The sequence below is a fragment of the Streptomyces durhamensis genome (assembly GCF_000725475.1).
GTDB classification, from domain to species: domain Bacteria; phylum Actinomycetota; class Actinomycetes; order Streptomycetales; family Streptomycetaceae; genus Streptomyces; species Streptomyces filipinensis.
This window is the reverse complement of sequence record NZ_JNXR01000029.1, coordinates 80,105-96,250: the sequence shown is the minus strand read 5'-3', so window position 1 is coordinate 96,250 and position 16,146 is coordinate 80,105. Positions and strand designations below refer to the sequence as shown.

Here is a 16,146-nt window from a genome sequence, read left to right as displayed (position 1 = left end):
CCGAGGAGCCGTCCGGCGCCGGATCCGCAGGTGACAGGTGTCGCCCCCTCAGTCCGTCCCCCGGACTCCCGCTGCCCATCGGTGAGTTATCGTGTGCAAGGGGACTAAAAAAAACCGCATGTCCCGTTCGTTCGAGTCGAGGAGGGTCCCAGAATGGCGAGGCAGTTACGCGCCGAGCAGACCCGGGCAACGATCATCACGGCCGCCGCCGATCTCTTCGACCGGCACGGCTACGAGTCCACCAGCCTGAGCGACATCGTCGCACACGCGAAGGTCACCAAGGGTGCGCTGTACTTTCACTTCGCCGCCAAGGAGGACCTCGCCCACGCCATCCTCGAACTCAACGCCAGGGCCGCGCAGAAGCTCGTCGCCGAGGTCGAGGGCCGTGGCTGTTCCTCGCTGGAGACCCTGATGCGCACCACGTTCGGGATCGCCAGGCTCGCCGTGGAGGATCCGGTGCCGCGCGCCGCGCTCCGTCTCGCCACCGCGGACGTCACCGTACGGCCGCCGCTGCGGCATCCGTTCACGGAGTGGCTGGAGTTCGCCAACCGGAAGTTCTCCGCGGCCGTCAGGGAGGCCGATGTGCACGGCGATCTCGACGTCGGCATGGTCGCGCACTCCCTCGTGTCCTTCTACGTGGGCACCCGGGTCGCCGGCCGCTCGCTCGAACCGGTAGGACGGCTTCCGCGTAGGGTCGCGGAGATGTGGCACCTCCTCATCCGGGGCCTGGTCCCGGTGCACCGCCGCCCCCGCTACGTCACCCTCGCGACGCAGCTGGAGCGGGAGATCAGAATCGCCTGACGCCCGCGATACGGTGACGGACATGCCCGACACCCCGTTCGCACCCGTGATCCTCGGCAACGAACCCGGCTCGTTCCCGCACAGCGTGCTGGCCGAACGGCATCCGGCGATCATCCGGCAGGTACGGGACGCCTTCCCATACGGCCCCGGGCAGCACCGGGCCCTGGACGACCTGCTGAAGAGCTGCACGCAGGGGACGGTCGAGCCGTTGCCCGACGACGCCCCCGACCGGGACCGGTGGCGGGCGTGGGGCCTGCCCGGCTGCGCCGGACGCTCCTGGTACGACGTGCCGTGGCTGTGGTCCGAGAGCTACTTCTACCGCCGGCTGCTCGACGCCGTCGGCTGGTTCGGTACGGGCGCCTGGCAGGGCATCGATCCCTTCCGGCCGTTCAAACGCGCCGAACTCGACGCACCGGAGACCGACGAGGAACTGGCCGCGCTGGACGCCCTGCCCGGCCTGCCCGAGGAGGAGCGGGCGCAGGCCCTGCTGCTCGGCTCGCTGTGGGGCAACCGCGCCGACCTCGGCTTCCGGCTCTCCGTCGAGGGCGCCGAGGCCCGGGAACCGGCGCCCGCGCTGGTCGCCGACGACAGTGCGGCCCTGTGGGCGCTGCTGCCGCCCGGCGGCACGGCCACGCTCGTCCTGGTCGCCGACAACGCGGGCCGTGAACTGGTCCCGGACCTGTTCCTGATCGCCCATCTCCTCACCGAGGGCCGGGTCGCGCGTGCGGTGCTGCACGTCAAGCCGTACCCGTACTACGTCTCCGACGCGACGACCGCCGACGTCGTCGACGCCCTGCACCGGCTGCGCGCCGCGTCCGGCACGGCCGCCGAGTACGCGCGCGTGCTGTGGTCGGCCATGGCCGACGGCCGTCTCACCGTGCGCGCCCACCCCTTCTCCTGCGCCCCGCTGCCGTACGCGGAGATGCCGGACGACCTGCGCGCCGAGTTCGCCGCGGCCACACTGACCGTCTTCAAGGGCGACCTCAACTACCGGCGCCTGGTGGGCGACCGGCTCTGGCCGCCGACCACGCCCTTCCGGGAGACCACCGCCTACTTCCCGGGCCCGGTCGCCGCGCTGCGCACCCTGAAGTCCGAGGTGATCACCGGACTGTCCGCGGCGACCGAGAGCGCACTGGTGGCGGCCGAGGCCCGGCGCTGGCGCACCAGTGGCACCCATGCGCTCATCCAGGTCGACGCCAGGTGACCTGTCAGGTCGGCGTCAAGTCACGTGCAGGCGCAGTGACTTGACGCCATTGATGAAGTTGGACACCAGCCGCCCGGCCGGTGCGGCGAGCCGCGGCCCGGGGAGGGCGCGCAGCACCTCCGCGTGGAGCAGCCGTAGCTGCAGCCGGGCGAAGTGGGCGCCGAGGCACACATGCGGGCCGTCGCCGAAGGACACGTGCGGGTTGGGGGAGCGGGCGAGGTCGAGCCGGGCCGGACCGGTGAAGGCCCGCTCGTCCCGGTTGGCCGAGGCGTGGAAGACCACGACCTTCTCACCGGCCCGGATCCGCCGCCCCGCCAGTTCGGTGTCCCGGACGGCGGTCCGGCGGAAGGTCAGCACGGGGGGATGCCAGCGGAGCAACTCCTCCACGGCCGTGGCGAGTTCCGCCTTCCCGGCGCGCAGCGACTCGTACGCTTCCGGGTGTTCCGCCAGTGCCAGCAGTCCGCCGGGGGCCGCGCTGCGCACGGTGTCGTTGCCGGCGACGGTGAGCAGGAAGAAGAACATCTCCAGCTCGGCGTCGGTGAGTTCGGCGTCGGACGCGAGGGCGGTCATCACGTCGTCCGCCGGATGGCGCCGTTTGTACGCGGCCAGGTGACGTGCGTAGGCGAACATGTCCTTCAGCATCGCCGGGGAGCGCGGGTCGACCGGCCTGCCCGCCCCGTCCAGCACCCGCGGACCGGCCTCGTCCGGGTCCTGGTAGCCGATGACCCGCTGCGTCCAGCGCAGCAGCAGCCGGCGGTCGCTCTCCGGGACGCCGAGCAGGTCCGCCAGGTTGAGCAGGGCGTACTCGTCGGTGACGGAGCCCACCAGGTCGACCGTGCCGTCGCCTTCCCGCGCCTGCCGAAGCGCCTCGGCGAGCAGGGTGCGCGCCCGCTCCCCGGCGAGCGCGGCGAACCGGTCGACCCGGCCCGGTGTGAACGCCCGGCTGACCAGCCGGCGCAGGCGTCGGTGTCGCGGCGGGTCCTGATTGAGCATCATGCCGCGGATGAACGGCAGGTCCTCCGGGTCCGGGTCGCGGATCTGGGTCGCGCCGAGGTGGGAGGAGTACGTCGTGGCGTCCTTCAGCACCCGCACGACGTCCGCGTGCCGGGTCACCGCCCAGAACCCCGGCCCGGCCGGCCAGCCCAGTACCTCCGGCTCCTGCTGCCAGGCGACCGGATGGTGGTCGCGCAGCACACGGTAGTCGTCGTGGGGCACACCGGCGGCGTACCTGCGCGGGTCGAACACATCGGGCACCGCCGGCACCTCACCCCCGTTCACGCCGACTCGCCCTCCGCGACCGGGACCCCGACACCGGCCGGGTCGTCCTCGCCGGCCGCGGCTGAGTCGTGGCGCGCATGGCCGTCGCCGACCGCATGCCCTTCGTCGTCCACGCGCCCTCCGCCGAGAGCATGCCCTTCGTCGGCCCCTTGATCCTCGTCGTCCACGCCTCCCCGGCCACCCCCCGGCCCGTCGATGTCGGACCGCAGGAAGTCCTCCACGACGCGGACGAGTTCCAGCGGGCACTCGTCCATGGCGTAGTGCCCGGCGGACGCCAGCGCCACGAGTTCGGCGCGCGGGTACCAGGACATCCAGGTCTGCCGCATGACCTCGGGCGACAGGGCCGGGTCGAGGGTGCCGGCCACCGCCAGGGCGGGGACCCCGCTGTTCTCGACGTCGGCGTGGAAGTCGTCGCCCGCCCACGAGTCCAGCCAGGCCCGGAACGCCTTCGCGTCGCTGCACTCCAGCGAGCGGGCGACCATCCGGTCCAGCCAGGCGGCGGGGCGTCGGCCCCCGGTGGTGAAGTCGATGATCGCGCGCCGGTTCGCCGGCTGGTGCGCGGCGTCCGTGAACAGCGCGGCCTGCGCACCGGCCAGCGGCAGGCCCGAGGCGGGCACCGGGGAGACGCCGACGATCCGGCGCAACCGGTCCGGGGCGAGCCCGAGCAGCCGCTGCGCCACCGCGCCGCCCATGGAGTGCCCGACCACCGAGAACCGCTCCCAGCCGAGCCGGCCGGCCAGCTCCAGCAGGTCGGCGGCGGCCCCGGCCGTCGTGTACGGGCCCGCGGCGTCCCGGGCCTCGCCGTAGCCGCGCAGGTCGACCAGCGCGTAGGTGAAGGCGGTGCGGTCGAGGTCCGGCAGGACGGGCGCGTAGGCGGAGCGGTCGGCGAACCAGCCGTGCACGGCGAACACCTTGTGGGCGCCGTCGCCGTGCACTTCATGGGGCAGCACGAAGGAGGTCATGCGCCTACCGTGGCCGCCGCGCGGGGGCACGGCAAGGGCGCGGCCCGGGGGCGTTCCGGGGGCGGTTCACGCGATGGTGTGATCATGTCCCGCGCGGCGGATGGGTGTGGGGGGCCACGGGTAGGGCCCGGCCATGACGCAGCCGTTCGAACTCCCGCACTTCTACATGCCGTATCCCGCGCGGCTCAACCCGCACCTCGAAGAGGCGCGTGCGCACTCCACCGGGTGGGCGCGGGAGATGGGCATGCTGGAGGGTTCCGGGATCTGGGAGCAGGCCGACCTGGAGGCGCACGACTACGGGCTCCTGTGCTCCTACACCCACCCCGACTGCGACGGACCGGCCCTCTCGCTGATCACCGACTGGTACGTGTGGGTGTTCTTCTTCGACGACCATTTCCTGGACATGTACAAGCGCACCCCGGACCGCGCCGCCGGAAAGGCCCACCTGGACCGCCTGCCGCTGTTCATGCCGCTCGACCCGTCGACTCCCGTGCCCGAGCCGGAGAACCCCGTCGAGGCGGGTCTGAAGGACCTGTGGGCACGCACGGTGCCGTCCATGTCCGTGGACTGGCGCCGCCGCTTCTCCGTGGCCACCGAGCACCTGCTGAACGAGTCGATGTGGGAGCTGTCGAACATCGACGAGGGGCGGATCGCCAACCCCGTCGAGTACATCGAGATGCGCCGCAAGGTGGGCGGCGCCCCCTGGTCGGCCGGGCTCGTGGAGTACGCGACGGCGGAGGTGCCGGCCGCCGTCGCCGGCACCCGTCCGCTGCGTGTCCTCATGGAGACGTTCGCCGATGCCGTCCACCTGCGCAACGACCTCTTCTCCTACCAGCGAGAGGTCGAGGACGAGGGCGAGAACAGCAACGGCGTGCTCGTCCTGGAGACCTTCTTCGGCTGTACGACCCAGCAGGCCGCCGACACGGTCAACGACATCCTCACCTCACGCCTGCACCAGTTCGAGCACACCGCGCTCACCGAAGTCCCGGCCGTCGCCCTGGAGAAGGGCCTCACCCCGGTCGAGGCCGCCGCGGTCGCCGCCTACACCAAGGGGCTCCAGGACTGGCAGTCCGGCGGTCACGAATGGCACATGCGCTCCAGCCGCTACATGAACAAGGGTGCCCGCCCCGGCTCGCCCTGGCGGCTGCCGAGCGGCCCCGGTACCTCGGCCGCCGACGTCGGCGCGCTCCTCGCCTCGGCCGCCCAGGAACGCCTGCGCGCCTACACCCACGTCCCCTTCCAGAAGGTCGGACCCTCCCCGCTGCCCGAGTTCCACATGCCGTACCGGCTCGGACTCAGCACGCACCTCGACGCGGCCCGCCGCAACCTCGTCGTCTGGTCGCACCGCATGGGCATCCTGAGGGAAGGCGTCTGGGACGAGGACAAACTCACCGCCTACGACCTCGCCCTGTGTTCCGCCGGCCTGGACCCGGACGCCACTCCCGAGGCCCTCGACCTCAGCGCCCAGTGGATCGCCTGGGGGACGTACGGCGACGACTTCTACCCGCTGGTCTTCGGCAGCCGCGGGGACCTGGCAGGCGCCCGCCTGACCACCGCCCGGCTGTCGCGGTGCATGCCCGTCGAAGGCGAGCCCGCCCTCGTCCCGGCCGACGCGATGGAGCGGGGGCTCGTCGACCTGTGGGCGCGCACGGTGGCCGGCATGACCGCCGACCAGCGGCGCGGGCTGAAGGCCGCCGTGGAGACGATGACCGAGAGCTGGGTGTGGGAGCTGTCCAACCAGCTGCAGAACCGCATCCCCGACCCGGTCGACTACCTGGAGATGCGGCGCGCCACCTTCGGCTCCGACCTCACCCTGAGCCTGTGCCGGATGGGCCACGGCCCCGCCGTCCCGCCGGAGGTGTACCGCAGCGGCCCGGTGCGCTCGCTGGAGAACGCCGCCGTGGACTACGCCTGCCTGGTCAACGACATCTTCTCGTACCAGAAGGAGATCGAGTACGAGGGCGGGATCCACAACGCCATCCTGGTGGTGCAGAACTTCTTCGGCGTCGACCATCCGGCCGCGCTCGGCGTCGTCCACGACCTGGCGACCCAGCGCATGCGGCAGTTCGAGCACGTCATCGCGCACGAACTGCCTGTGCTGTACGACGACTTCGGGCTGTCGGAGCAGACGCGGGCGGCCATGGACGACTATGTCCTCGATCTGCAGAACTGGCTCGCCGGGATCCTGAACTGGCACCGCGAGGTCGACCGCTACAAGGCCACGTGGCTGGGCCGCCGGTCGCACGGCTTCCTGCCCGACCGCGCGCCCGCCGCCCCCGTCCTGTCGCTCGGTCCGGCCCTGTCGCTCGGCTGACGGTCGCGGAGTCTTCGCGTACGGAAGCGGGCATTCTGGGAACTTCGGTGAGTCCTCGGGAGTCGACGGTCCCTGGGAGAGGCCTGGGGTGCGGCGGTCCGTGGGCCGACGGTCGGCGGAGCCGTGGGGCGGCGGTCCGTGGGGCTGTCAACCGGCGGTGCGGGGCGGACGGTTGTGGGTCCGTCGTCCGGCGGTCCGGGTCTGACGGGTCGGGGGGTGGGGTGGTCCGAGGCGCTGAAGGGCCGGGGAGTGACGCCGGTCGGGTGAGTTCCGTCGCCGCGGTCCGGCCGCGGCGCGGGCCGCCGGTGCCCTTGGGGGCTCGCCGGCTCCGGCCGCCCCGTGCCGGTGCTCCGGCAGGGGGCGGGTCGCCCGGTGTTCGTCCCAGGGGGCCATGGCTACCCTCAGCCACCCTCCGGCCAGTCTCACTCGTTCGTGTCTCGTCGCGGCCCGGTGCCCCGGGTAGAGCACCAGCCGGAGGCGAGCGAACCATGGAACCCACTGTGTTGCGTCCCAAGCCGATGCCAGGTCAGGACCCCCGGCCGGGCGGTGGCACCCCCACCCCGGCCCACCGCCCGCACGCCGCGCCCCGGCGCGGCCGGCGGCTGCGGACCGTGCTGTTCGGCCTGTCCCTCGGCACTCTGCTGGTGCTGTCCGGCGTCGGCATCGGCACGGTCGGCGCCGCGGTCATCGGCCTGAGCCGGCTCGCCGAACTGCAGCGCCAGGCCCCGCCGGCCACGCCGTCCGCCCGGGCCACGCCCGCTGCCACCGCGAGCCCCGCTCCGGCCGCCACCCCCGCGGCGGTCCTGGGGGTCGAGGCCGTCGACGCCGAGAAGGCGGGCGCGCTCCTCGTGGGCGTGCACGTGCCGGGCCCCGGCTATGCGGCCGGCCTGGTCCGCGGGGACGTCCTGCTGCAGTTCGGCTCCGCCCGCGTCGACTCCGCCGCCGATCTCGCCCGGGTCGTCGCCCGTGCCCGGCCCGGAGAGCCGGTGCTCCTCACCGTGCGTCACACCGGCGGGGGCTTCCAGCAGTTGACGGTCCTGCCGGGTGTGGTGGTCTGAGCGGGAGCGGCGCCGGATCCCGCCTCGGCACTCCCTCGGTCACACCGGCAAACCCGCTGGTCACCATCCGCACCACACGCCATGATGGCCCCATGCCGAGATCCGTGTGCGCCGACCGCGTCCCGCGGGGAGCAGCGGCGACCGGCTCGCGTGACCCTGCCCAGCCGGGCAGGATGCTGCCCGAGACGCCCTCGCCCGTTCGCCCACCCGCGCCCGGAGGCCCGGATGACCGGTAGTACGCCCGCGCCCTTCACCGCCGCCGACTACAGGGCCCGCATGGAGCGCGCCGCGCGCTCCGCGGCCGACGCCGGCCTCGCGGGGCTGCTGGTGGCACCGGGACCGGACATGGTCTGGCTCACCGGCTACACCCCCACCGCCGTCACCGAACGGCTCACCGTGCTGGTCCTCACCCCCGGCCGGGATCCCGTGCTCGTCGTACCGACGCTGGAGGCCCCGGACGCCGAGCACGCGGCCGGCTCGTCCGCGCTCGCCCTGCGCGACTGGACCGACGGCAAGGATCCCTACGCCGTCACCGCCGCGCTCCTCGACGACCGCGGCCGGTTCGGCATCAGCGACAACACCTGGGCCCTGCACCTGCTGGGCCTGCAGCGGGCCCTGCCCGACACCTCCTACGCCTCTCTCACCGACGCCCTCCCCATGCTGCGCGCCGTCAAGGACGCCGCGGAACTGGAACTCCTCGCCGCCGCCGGAGCGGCTGCCGACGCGACGTTCGAGGAGATCCGGAAAGTTCCCTTCGCCGGCCGCCGCGAGTCCGACGTCGGCCACGACCTCGCCGGCCTGCTGCGCCGCTTCGGGCACGAGCAGGTCGACTTCACCATCGTCGGCTCGGGCCCCAACGGCGCCAACCCGCACCACGAGGTCGGCGACCGCGTCATCCAGCACGGCGACATGGTCGTCCTGGACTTCGGCGGTCTGAAGGACGGCTACGGCTCCGACACCACCCGCACGGTCCACGTCGGCGAGCCCACCGAGGAGGAGCGCCGGGTGCACGACATCGTGCGCGAGGCCCAGGAGGCGGGCTACCAGGCCGTACGGCCCGGCGTGGCCTGCCAGGAGGTCGACCGCGCCGCCCGTGCGGTGATCACCGGGGCCGGGTACGGCGCGTACTTCATCCACCGCACCGGGCACGGCATCGGCGTCACCACGCACGAGCCGCCGTACATGATCGAGGGTGAGGAGCAGCCCCTCCTGCCGGGCATGTGCTTCTCCGTCGAGCCCGGCATCTACCTGCCCGGCCGCTTCGGGGTGCGCATCGAGGACATCGTCACGGTGACCGAGGACGGGGGCCGCCGCCTGAACACCACCACGCGTGACATGGTCATAGTGGACTGAGAGTACGGAGCGACCCAGGAGACACCCCCGCGACGACATCCAGGAACGGCGACGCGCGACCCATGACCCAGGCACCGACACCCACCGAGGAGACCGTCCGCAGACTGGTCCGTTCGCTGCTCAAGGAGGGCGGCGACGGCACCGGGGGGCCCGATGTGCGGCCCGTGACGGAAGGCCGTACGCACACGTGGTGGGTCGGTACCCGCCATGTGCTGCGCCTCGCGCCCGACCGCGAGTCCTCCGTCGCCCGCCGCCGGGAACTGCGCCTGCGCGACCTGATCCGCCCGCACCTGCCCGTCGCCGTCCCCACCAGCGTCGCGCACGGCGACTGGGCGCCCGGCCTCGCCTACACCCTGGACACCAAGGTGCCCGGCGGTACGGCCGACGAGCACGACGTCTCCGCCGTCGGCGAGGCCGACCTCGCCGGACTGCTCACCGGACTGCGCGCGGTGCCCGTACGGCAGGCCGAGACCCTCGGCGTGTCGCGCACCGCCCCGCGCTCCCTGGAGGCCCTGCGCCGCATGGCCGTGCACGCCGCCGAACGGCTCGCCGCCGCGGACGAGTTCGACGCCGCCCGGCTGCGCCAGCTGACCCCGTCCGGTGCGGCCCAGCTCGCCGCGCAGCCCGGCACCGCGGTCCTCACCCACCACGGCATGACCGGCGAGCACGTGGTCGTCAGCGCCGACGGGCGGGTCCGCGGCGTCCTGGACTGGACCCGGGCGGCCCTGGGCGACCCCGCCGAGGACATCGCCGGGCTCGCCGTCGCCGTCGGCTCCCCGGCGGCCGTCCGCGCCGCCACCCTGGCCGGCTACGGCGCCCGCCCCTGCCTGCGCGGGCTGTGGCTGGCCCGCTGCGACACGGTCGTCCACCTCACCGACCACCTCGAAGGGCGCGCCCCCGGCTCCCTGCCCCTGCTCCGCGTCCAGCTGCGACGCGCCTGGGAGCCGATCCTGCTGGAGCGGCTGTCGGACTTCAAGGAGGACGAGCCGGAGCCGTAGCGCGCCCCGCGCAGGTGCGGTGCTGTATCGACATGCGGCTCCGCCGCGTGGGCGCGACCGGCGGCGGAGCGGCCGCGGCCGCCCACGGCCACACGCCGCCCGGCGCGTGCGCTCCCTACGGCTGCGACAGGACCACGCACGACTCCCCGGGAAGCTGGAGCAACCCGTCCGGTCCCGGAACCCGCACCGGCTCCCAGGCCGCCAGCACCTCCGCCGGGCGGGTGCCCAGGGGGATGGCCGCGGGCTCCTTGCCGAGGTTCACCGCCACGCGCACGTCACCGCGACGGAAGGCCAGCCAGCGGGCCTGCTCGTCGTACGCCACCTTCGTGTCGGCCAGGTCGGGGTCGGTGAGGTCGGGCTCGTCGCGGCGCAGCGCGATCAGCCGGCGGTACCAGGCGAGCACGCGCGCGTGGGGCTCGCGTTCCGGCTCCGCCCAGTCCAGGCAGGACCGCTCCCGGGTCGCCGGGTCCTGCGGGTCCGGTACGTCCTCCTCGGCCCAGCCGTGCGCCGCGAACTCCCGCCGCCGGCCCCGCCGTACCGCCTCGGCCAGCTCCGGATCGGTGTGGTCGGTGAAGAACTGCCACGGTGTGCCCGCCGCCCACTCCTCGCCCATGAACAGCATCGGCGTGAACGGCGAGGTCAGTGTCAGCGTCGCCGCGCAGGCCAGCAGGCCGGGGGAGAGGCGGGCGGCGAGCCGGTCGCCCTGGGCACGGTTGCCGACCTGGTCGTGGGTCTGGCTGTAGCCGAGGAGCCGGTGCCCGGCCACCCGCGCGCGGTCCAGCGGGCGGCCGTGGTGCCGGCCGCGGAACGTCGAGTACGTGCCGTCGTGGAAGTAGCCGCCGGTGAGCGTCTTGGCGAGTGCGGCGAAGCCGGCCCGGGCGAAGTCGGCGTAGTAGCCCTGGGAATCGCCGGTCAGCGCGGTGTGCAGGGCGTGGTGGAAGTCGTCGTTCCACTGCGCGTGCAGCCCGAGGCCGTGCTCCGCGCGCGGGGTGATGAACCGCGGGTCGTTCAGGTCCGACTCGGCGATCAGGAACAGCGGCCGGCCCAGTTCCTCGGCCAGGCCGTCCACGGCAGCCGACAGCTCCTCCAGGAAGTGGCACGCGCGCGTGTCGTACAGCGCGTGCACCGCGTCCAGGCGCAGCCCGTCGATCCGGTAGTCCCGCAGCCACGCCAGCGCGCTGCCGACGAGGAAAGCGCGCACCTCGTCCGAGCCCGGCGCGTCCAGGTTCACCGCCGAGCCCCACGGCGTGTGGTGCGTGTCGGTGAAGTACGGCCCGAAGGCGGGCAGATGGTTGCCCGACGGGCCCAGGTGGTTGTGCACGACGTCCAGGACGACCCCCAGACCGAGTTCGTGCGCCCGGTCGACGAAGCGTTTCAGCGCATCGGGCCCGCCGTACGGCTCGTGCACCGCCCACAGCGACACCCCCTCGTACCCCCAGCCGTGGCGTCCCGGGAACGGACACAGCGGCAGCAACTCCACGTGCGTGACGCCCAGTTCCACCAGATGCTCCAGCCGGGCCGCCGCCGCGTCCAGGGTGCCCTCGGGGGTGTACGTGCCCACGTGTGCCTCGTACAGAACGGCGCCCTGCAGCCCCCGCCCCGCCCACGGGGCACGCCACGCGTAGCGCCCGTGGTCCACGACAGCGCTCAGCCCGTCCGGGCCGTCCGGCTGGCGGCGCGAGCGCGGGTCGGGCCGCACGGGGCCGTCGTCAAGGGCGAACCCGTACCGGGCGCCGTCCCCGGCCTGCGCCTCCCCCGTCCACCAGCCGGCGCGTTCGGGATCACGCGCCAACGCGCACGTCCCGCCCTCGCAGTGGAGCGTCACTCGGTCTGCCTGCGGTGCCCACACCTCGAACTGCACGGACGGTTCCCCTTCGTCTGTGATGTCTCGCCTGCTCACCGTGATGTCCCGCGTCCCCATCGTGCCCGCCGGGACGATCAGTCCGCTTCCGAATTCACCCTTTCCCGGTGGGTGTCGTGGAAGTGCGCGCAGAACGGCGCCGATTCCCCGTTTTCTGGACACCGGGGGTTCGCTGCCCGACAATCACCAGCGTGACGTCGTCCTTCGAGTTCTCCACCTACCCCGCGCGGCTGTCCGACGCGGAGCGCGACCAGGCGCTGCGGGTGCTGCGTGACGGTGTCGCCCTGGGCCGGCTCTCGCACGACACGTTCGTACGCCGTATGGAGCTGGCGCTCGCCGCCCGCCGGTCCGACGAACTGGCCGCGCTCGTCGCCGACCTGCCCCGCGAGAACCGTTTCTCCCGCGCGGTCCTCGGCAGCGTCGAGGCCGTCTCCGGATTCACCGTACGGCTGCGCCGCGCCTGGCAGGCCGAGCGGCTGCCCAAGCTGCTGCTGCCGCACCCCGCGCACGCCCACCCGCTGCGCATCGGCCGCGATCCCGCATGCGGGCTGCGCCTGAACCATGAGACCGTCTCCCGCCTGCACGCCGAACTCAGGCGCCAGGCGGACCTGTGGGTCCTCAAGGACCTCGGTTCCACCAACGGCACCACCGTCAACGGACGCCGGGTGATCGGGTCGGTCGTCGTCCGCGAGGGCGACCAGGTCGCCTTCGGCCGGATGGCGTTCCGGCTCGCCGTGAGCTGAGCGGCGCCGACCGGTCGTGCCCGAACGGGTGCACCGTCACACGCGCGTGCCCTACCGATCGGGTGAGCCGGGCTGCGGAACGCGCGCCGGTGTGCCGATGCATGGGGCATGACGTACATCACCCGAGTCACAGCGGCGGCCGGCGCCCTGCTGGCTGCCGCCGGCCTGCTCGCCGCGGCCCCCGCCCAGGCGGCCCCCCGCAGCACGTTCCCCCTCACGGACAACTGGCTCTACCTCACCGTCGCGCGCGGCGAGACCCTGGCCGGCGACAAGCACGGCACCCTGCTGCTGTGCGACCCGCTGCCGCTGGGGTACGCGCGGGCGGCCGAGGCCTGTGCCGAACTCGAGGCCGCCCGGGGCGACATCGCGCGCATCGCGCAGAAGAAGGTCTTCTGTCCGATGATCTTCGCCCCCGTGACCGTCCACGCGCACGGGCAGTGGAACGGACAGCCCGTCGACTACCAGGAGACGTACTCCAGCAAGTGCGTCATGGAGGCGCGGACGGGAGCGGTGTTCGCCGTGGACCACTGAGCCGGGCCGGCGGGCGGCGCGGCACGGTCGGTCCGGGCGGCGCGACAGGGGCGGCGCGGCAGGGAGAAGGCGGCTCGGGAGGCGTGACGGCCTCACACCATCCGCTCACGGGCCTGCTGCGCCGCCACCAGCACCGTCCGGGACTGATGCTCCACCTGGTGCTCCAACGGCACCCAGCGGGCCCGGAACCGTGTCGCGAAGGCGTCGCACCAGGCGGTTACGAGCTGTTCCAGCCCCGGTGCCGCCCGGTCGTCCGTCTCCCGCAGCACTCGCAGCAGCATGGCCGCCGCGCGCAGCGGCAGCCGCCGCCCGAAGGCGTCCACGCTGCCGACGTACGCCATCGTCGTGCCGGCCGGCGGGGTGTGGACCCAGTCCTCGGCCAGGCCGGGGATCAGCTCCAGCGCCCAGCGCGCCGCCCGCAGCAGCGGACCGTCCACGCCCTCCAGGCGGGGCAGCGCGTCGGTGAGCACGTGCTCCACCTCCAGCGCGTCCCGCAGCAGCCGCTGCGCCAGGCGCCGCATCGCCGCCGCCGGTGCCGGGTGCGGCGCCGGATCGTCCACCAGGTCGCTGGCCCACATCGGCACCTCCACCACGGCCGTCAGACCGCCGTACCGGTGCGCGTGGTACCAGGTGCTGTGCCGTGCGTCGTCCGGCATGCTCGGGTAGGCGGCGCCCGTCTCCGGGCCGGGCATGACATGCACACCGGGGCCGGAGGCCGGCCAGCCCGCGGCGTCGGAGGCGCCCGTCTCCACCGGGATGTGCAGTTGTGCCGCCGACTTGGCGAACGGCTCGGCGAGCCCCGGCACGTCCCTGGTCAGCTGGACCCAGCTGCCGCCCAGGTCGGTGCCGTGCAGGGTCACCTGGAGGTAGGGCCGCAGTTCGTCGATCACCCCCGTCAGCGCCCGGGTCTCGGGCGGCAGCCGGTCCGGCGGCAGCACGGACGGCGACCACTCCGGCTGCTCGGCGCCCGTCGGCCGGTAGAAGCCGAGGTGGTAGTCGAGCAGGCTGCGCGGAGCCGGTGTCACATGCAGGCTCGCGCCGTCCGGATCGGCGCACAGCAGGAAGTGCCAGGACGTGTCCGCCCGCAACTCCCGCTCGGCCAGCACTCTTTCGGCCAGCACCCGCAGGGTGGAGCCCCCGGTCGGCTCGTTGGCGTGGGCGCCGGCGACCACCAGCACCGCCCGCCGGGCGTGCCCCACCGACAGCAGGTGCAGGGGTCTTCCCGCACGTGAGAGGCCCACCTGCCTGAGCGAGCACAGCCCTGGTCCCTGAGCGGCCAACGCCTGAGCGGAGGCGATCAGTTCGGGAACGCTGGGATAGCGCAGCTCCGGCAGAAGACTCACCCCCGACTTGTTCCCGCCCGGCTTCGCCCTCCAAGTCCCGCACGCGAAGGGTGAACTGTCAAGAACGCTGCGGGGGAGGCTCCCGGGGGCGTCCGGACTCAGGCGCCGGGGCATGGCGCGGGCGGTGCGTGCCGTGGGCTCACTGCTGGTGCAGGCCGCGTCCCGCGAGGGTCAGGAACACCTCGCCCACCGCCTCCGACAGCGTCGGGTGCGCGTGTACATGCCGCGCCACGTCCGAGGGCTCGGCGTCCCAGCCGACGATCAGCTGGCTCTCCGCGATCATCTCCGACACATGCGGGCCGACCAGGTGCACGCCGAGCACCTGCCCACCGCCGGCCTCGGTGACGACCTTCACCATGCCCCCCTGGCCGTGCACCATGCCCTTGGCGACGGCGGTCAGCGGCATCGTGTCGACGTCCACCGCACGCCCCCGCGCGCGTGCCTCGGCCTCGCTCAGCCCCACCGAGGCGGTCTGCGGCGCGGAGTACGTCACCCGTGGTACGGCGGCGTAGTCCACCGGGGCCGAGGGCAGCCCGGCCAGGGTCTCGGCGACCAGCAGGGCCTCCGCGAAGGAGGCGTGGGCCAGGCCCAGGGACGGCGGCGGCAGCAGATCGCCGACGACATGGACGCCCGGTACGGCCGTCTCCAGCCGCTTCCAGTCCGCCGGTACGACGAACCCCCGCCCGTCGGTCGTCAGGCCGGCCGCCGCCAGGCCCAGGCCCTCGGTGACCGGTGCCCGGCCGACGGCCACCAGCAGCCGCTCCGCCTCCACCGTGCGCGTCTCGCCCCGCGCGGTGCGCACGCGCGCGCGTACGCCGTTCTCCAGCACGTCCGCGTCCAGCAGCCGGGCGCCCGCCTGCACATCGATCCCGCGTTTCTTCAGGCCACGCGTCAGATGCCGGCTCACATCGGCGTCCTCCAGGGGCACGATCCGCTCCGCGGCCTCGACCAGGGTGACCTCCGCGCCCATGGACCGGTGGAAGGAGGCGTACTCCACGCCGATCGCGCCCCCGCCGAGCACCAGGACGGACGCCGGCAGCTCCGGCGCGAACAGCGCGTCGTCGCTGGTCACCACCCGCCGCCCGTCCGGCACGAGCCCCGGCAGCGTGCGCGGGCGCGAGCCGGTGGCGAGGACGATGCCGCGACGCGCGGTGAAGTCGTGCACGCCGGGCGCGGGCCCTTCCGGGGCGCCCGGCGCGGAATCCGTGAGCGCGCCCTCCACCCGCACGGTACGGGGACCCGTCAGGCGTGCGCTCCCGCGCACCACCCGTACGCCGGCGTGCGCCAGATGCGCCTCGACCCCCTTGTGGTTGCGCGCCACGATGTCGTCCCGCGTGGCCACCAGCGCCGCCCAGTCGACCGAGTCCAGCGTGGCCTTCACCCCCCACCGCTCGCGCGCCTCGGCGATGCCGTCGACCAGCTCGGCGGCGTGCAACATCGCCTTGCTCGGGATGCAGCCCCGGTGCAGACAGGTGCCGCCGACCTTGTCGCGCTCGACGAGGACGACGCCGAGCCCGAGGGAGGCGGCGCGCAGCGCGGTGGCGTAGCCGCCCGTTCCGCCGCCGATGACGAGGACATCCGGGGTGTTCGTGGCCTGTGTGCTCATGCCTCCACCCTCCGCCCGCCCCTTGTCATGAGTCCAAGGCAATGTTGTTGTGGAAGCCATGCAGAATGCTTATGGGCGGCATGTCGGTGGGTCC

At 73.6% G+C, this 16,146-nt stretch carries 12 protein-coding genes and 1 pseudogene; 8 read left to right on the top strand and 5 right to left on the bottom strand.

From position 1 onward, the window contains the following. Positions 1-153 precede the first annotated feature (153 nt). Positions 154-801: a ScbR family autoregulator-binding transcription factor gene (locus IO33_RS0133715; RefSeq protein WP_031172129.1), complete on the top strand. Its 648-nt coding sequence runs from the start codon at positions 154-156 to the stop codon at positions 799-801. A 22-nt stretch (positions 802-823) separates the two neighbouring features. After that, positions 824-2,005: a damage-control phosphatase ARMT1 family protein gene (locus tag IO33_RS0133710; protein ID WP_031172127.1), complete on the top strand. Its 1,182-nt coding sequence runs from the start codon at positions 824-826 to the stop codon at positions 2,003-2,005. Between the two features lie 15 nt (positions 2,006-2,020). Here IO33_RS0133710 and IO33_RS0133705 read toward each other — a convergent pair whose 3' ends face one another. Both IO33_RS0133705 and IO33_RS0133700 read right to left on the bottom strand, forming a co-directional pair. Further along, positions 2,021-3,268 (bottom strand): cytochrome P450, encoded by a 1,248-nt coding sequence (locus IO33_RS0133705; protein WP_425347988.1) that lies wholly within the window; start codon positions 3,266-3,268, stop codon positions 2,021-2,023. Between the two features lie 212 nt (positions 3,269-3,480). Next, positions 3,481-4,245 (bottom strand): annotated as a pseudogene (locus IO33_RS0133700) (alpha/beta fold hydrolase); the annotation flags it as partial. A gap of 133 nt (positions 4,246-4,378) precedes the next feature. Here IO33_RS0133700 and cyc2 point away from each other — a divergent pair. The 4 genes from cyc2 (at position 4,379) to IO33_RS0133680 (ending at position 9,968) form a co-directional block, all read left to right on the top strand. Beyond that, entirely contained in the window at positions 4,379-6,559 is a 2,181-nt protein-coding gene (gene cyc2, locus IO33_RS0133695; RefSeq protein ID WP_031172119.1) for a germacradienol/geosmin synthase Cyc2, read from the top strand. A 488-nt stretch (positions 6,560-7,047) separates the two neighbouring features. Further along, the gene (locus tag IO33_RS0133690; protein WP_031172117.1) at positions 7,048-7,617 is read left to right on the top strand and encodes a PDZ domain-containing protein; all 570 of its coding nucleotides are present in this window, start codon (positions 7,048-7,050) and stop codon (positions 7,615-7,617) included. 225 nt (positions 7,618-7,842) lie between these two features. Then, positions 7,843-8,970, top strand: a complete 1,128-nt coding sequence (locus IO33_RS0133685; protein ID WP_031172115.1) for an aminopeptidase P family protein — start codon at positions 7,843-7,845, stop codon at positions 8,968-8,970. A gap of 62 nt (positions 8,971-9,032) precedes the next feature. Further along, positions 9,033-9,968, top strand: a complete 936-nt coding sequence (locus tag IO33_RS0133680) for a phosphotransferase family protein (protein WP_031172113.1) — start codon at positions 9,033-9,035, stop codon at positions 9,966-9,968. A 115-nt stretch (positions 9,969-10,083) separates the two neighbouring features. Here the strand turns inward: IO33_RS0133680 and treZ are convergent, their stop codons facing one another. Beyond that, entirely contained in the window at positions 10,084-11,829 is a 1,746-nt protein-coding gene (gene treZ / locus IO33_RS0133675; protein ID WP_031172111.1) for a malto-oligosyltrehalose trehalohydrolase, read from the bottom strand. Positions 11,830-12,020: 191 nt separating this feature from the next. On the opposite strand from treZ, the gene IO33_RS0133670 reads away from it, so the two are divergent. After that, on the top strand, positions 12,021-12,572 hold the full coding sequence (locus tag IO33_RS0133670) for an FHA domain-containing protein (RefSeq protein WP_031172109.1): 552 nt from the start codon (positions 12,021-12,023) through the stop codon (positions 12,570-12,572). Positions 12,573-12,680: 108 nt separating this feature from the next. Beyond that, positions 12,681-13,103 (top strand): SSI family serine proteinase inhibitor, encoded by a 423-nt coding sequence (locus tag IO33_RS0133665; RefSeq protein ID WP_031172107.1) that lies wholly within the window; start codon positions 12,681-12,683, stop codon positions 13,101-13,103. 92 nt (positions 13,104-13,195) lie between these two features. Here the strand turns inward: IO33_RS0133665 and IO33_RS0133660 are convergent, their stop codons facing one another. Beyond that, positions 13,196-14,446, bottom strand: a complete 1,251-nt coding sequence (locus tag IO33_RS0133660) for a M14 family zinc carboxypeptidase (RefSeq protein ID WP_031172106.1) — start codon at positions 14,444-14,446, stop codon at positions 13,196-13,198. Positions 14,447-14,585: 139 nt separating this feature from the next. Next, complete coding sequence (gene lpdA, locus IO33_RS0133655; RefSeq protein WP_031172105.1) at positions 14,586-16,052, bottom strand: dihydrolipoyl dehydrogenase; 1,467 nt, start codon at positions 16,050-16,052, stop codon at positions 14,586-14,588. Between the last annotated feature and the right edge of the window lie 94 nt (positions 16,053-16,146).